The sequence below is a fragment of the uncultured Campylobacter sp. genome (genome assembly GCF_937997465.1).
In the GTDB taxonomy this organism is placed as follows: Bacteria; Campylobacterota; Campylobacteria; order Campylobacterales; family Campylobacteraceae; genus Campylobacter_A.
The window spans coordinates 1-2846 of sequence record NZ_CALKTQ010000057.1; the positions used below are offsets into that span (position 1 = coordinate 1).

Annotated in this window: 1 protein-coding gene and 1 pseudogene; both read left to right on the forward strand. The window is 48.1% G+C overall.

The features are described from left to right. Window positions 1–221, forward strand: a pseudogene (locus Q0546_RS01695) (PilZ domain-containing protein); the annotation flags it as partial. Window positions 222–360: 139 nt separating this feature from the next. Further along, window positions 361–2670 carry a DUF87 domain-containing protein gene (locus Q0546_RS01700; protein ID WP_298789957.1) on the forward strand — a complete coding sequence of 770 codons (2310 nt, stop codon included), beginning with the start codon at window positions 361–363 and terminating at the stop codon, window positions 2668–2670. Window positions 2671–2846 lie beyond the last annotated feature (176 nt).

The following is a 2846-nucleotide window of genomic DNA, read 5'->3' on the forward strand; positions in this document are numbered from 1 at the left end:
AACTATATATACCGGATGAAGCCAGCGGCTCTAATAAAAACATAAAAATAGATACCGATCTAAAACTAGTCGCCGCTTTAAAATATAAAGGTGCGATGAGATATTGTTGCGAGCTAACAGGCAAAGACGGTACTACGGGCGAAGATATAGCGAAATTTACCAAAAAACGCGTAATAGAAACTCTCGAAGAGCTAAAAGAGCAGCTAAAAACCTACCAATAAAATTAACGCAAAACTAAAAGGCGAGCATCGCGCTTGCCTTTTTCAAATTTTACCCGCTTCGATTTCAAATTTACTCCGCAGCTTCACCCGAAATTTAAACAAAAATCAGTAAAATAGCCCAAAATTTACAAGGAAGCACATGAAAACCATCCAAGAAAATTTAAAGCTATTTTACGTCGGACTCAAAAACAAAGAGCCGTTTTTTTACAAAAATAAAGACCTCACCACGCATGCAGCCATTATCGGAATGACCGGTAGCGGTAAAACCGGCCTTGGCATCAGCATACTAGAAGAGGCCTGCATTGACAACATCCCGACCTTTATAATCGACCCAAAGGGCGATATGACAAACCTTGCCTTGGCGTTTCCACAGATGCGCGCGCAGGATTTTGTGCCCTACGTCGATGAAAACGAAGCGCAAAACAAAGGCATGAGCGTAGATGAATTTGCCGCGAGCGAAGCGCAGACGTGGACAAAAGGCATAGAAGGCTCGTTTCAAAGCCTAGAGCGCGTGGGACTTTTTAAAGATAGCGCCGAGCTAAAAATTTACACGCCAAAGAGCAGTAGCGGCGTCGGCGTGGCGCTGCTGGGCGATTTTGCGCGCCCGAATTTAGATGCAGGCAGCGAGGAGTTTAGCGAGTACGTAGGCTCTCTGGCTAGCTCCGTGCTCTCGCTCGTTGGCATAGAAAACGACGTAAACTCAAAAGAACACCTGCTCATCTCAAACATTTTTATCGATAAATTTGGCCAGGGTGCGGACGTGAGCCTAGAGGAGCTCATCGGCTTTATTGCGACGCCTCCGTTTGCCAAGATCGGCGTATTTGACGTGGAGAAATTTTATCCGAGCTCCGAGCGTATGAAGCTAGCGGTTAAGATCAACACGCTGCTGGCAAGCCCTGATTTTCGCGCGTGGCTGAGCGGCGAGCGACTCGACATCTCAAAAATGCTTTTTAACGCAAACGGCAAGGCAAAGTGCAATATCTTTACGATCTCGCACCTAAAAGACGGCGAGAGGATGTTTTTCGTGACGTTGCTGCTAAACGAGATCATCGCGTGGATGCGCAAGACCGAGGGTACGAGCTCGCTTCGCGCGGTGCTTTATATGGACGAGATTTTTGGATTTTTCCCGCCAAACGGCAACCCGCCGTCCAAAACCCCGATGCTAACTCTACTCAAGCAAGCCCGCGCACACGGCCTCGGCGTGATACTTAGCACCCAAAACCCGGTCGATCTAGACTACAAAGGCCTTAGCAACATCGGCACGTGGTTTATCGGGCGCTTGCAAACCGCGCAGGACAAAGCGCGCGTGATCGACGGTATGACGGGGCTTGCGGGCTCTGCGATGGATAAAGGCGAGATAGAAAATCTCATCTCAAATTTGCAAAAGCGCAATTTTCTACTAAAAAACATCCACGAGGACGGGCTGTCCGTCATCTCAACGCGCTGGGCCCTGAGCTATCTCAAAGGACCGCTTAGCCGCGATCAAATTTCAAATTTGATGAAAGAGCAAAAGAGCGGGGCAAATTTGAGCGGGTTAAGCCCGGCAAAAAGCTCAAATTTCGCCACCAAACCGGTGCTGTCGCCCGACATCGCTCAAATTTACGCCGCGAGTTCAAATTTGCAGGAGGGCGGCGAGCTAGAGGGGTATCTTTACGGTGAAGCCAAAGTGCGATTTTACGACGCTAAAAAGGGGCTTGACGAGGTTCGCGAGGTAAATTTCACGCTAAGGCTGGATGAAGCTCAAAAAAGCGCCGACTGGAGCGAAGCTAGCGAAAATATGCATTTTACCGCAGTTTCAGAGCCAAATTTCAAGCTCTCCTACGCTCCGCTGCCGGGCTTTGTCGCGGGAACTAAAAATTTCAAAGAACTAACTAAAAATTTCAAAGAATTTATCTATAGAAACTACAAACTTAGGCTCTTTAGCGCGCTAAATTTAAGCTCGGCGCCGGGCGAGAGCAAGGAGGAGTTTTACGTCCGTTTGGCCGATAAATGCAACGAAATTTTAGAGGCGCAAACGGCTAAGCTCACGGCTGAGTTTGACAAACAAAAAGCGCGATTGGAGGAGAAACTAAACCGCTCGGTGGCAAAGCTGGAAAAAGAGCAACGGGACTTTAAAAGCAAGGGGATTGAGACCGCGATCTCGGTGGGAGCTAGCATTTTGGGCGCGATTTTTGGCAAAGGGCTACTAAGTAGCGGCAATATCGGCAAAGTCGCGACCTCCGCGCGCTCGGCAAACAGCGTGCTAAAAGAGCGCAGCGACGTCAAGCTAAGCGAGCAAGAAGTCGCCCAGCTAAACGCGCAGATCGAGGAGCTGATGGCAAAATTTGAAGAAGACGCGAGCGCGCTAAAAGCCAAAAACGACGTACAAAACGTGGAAGTGACGGAGGTGGAGGTGGCGCCAAAAAGTAGCGATATATACGACGAAAAGCTCTATCTCTTGTGGAAATAGCGGCTTGTCTTTTTGGTTTATACTTCGTTGGATTCAAATTTTACTCGGTCACTACCGACCAGGTAGCTCCCGTCGTAAAATTTGAATCCGCCTCGTCTAAACGCAAAAATACTTCGCCTTAACTTTTTTATTCAAATTTGAAGCCAAATTTTATTCGCCGAGACCTGTACCTTGAA

Coding starts and splice junctions, on each gene's coding strand:
- Q0546_RS01700 (WP_298789957.1), top strand. CDS start 361: ATGAAAACCATCCAAGAAAATTTAAAGCTATTTTACGTCGGACTCAAA.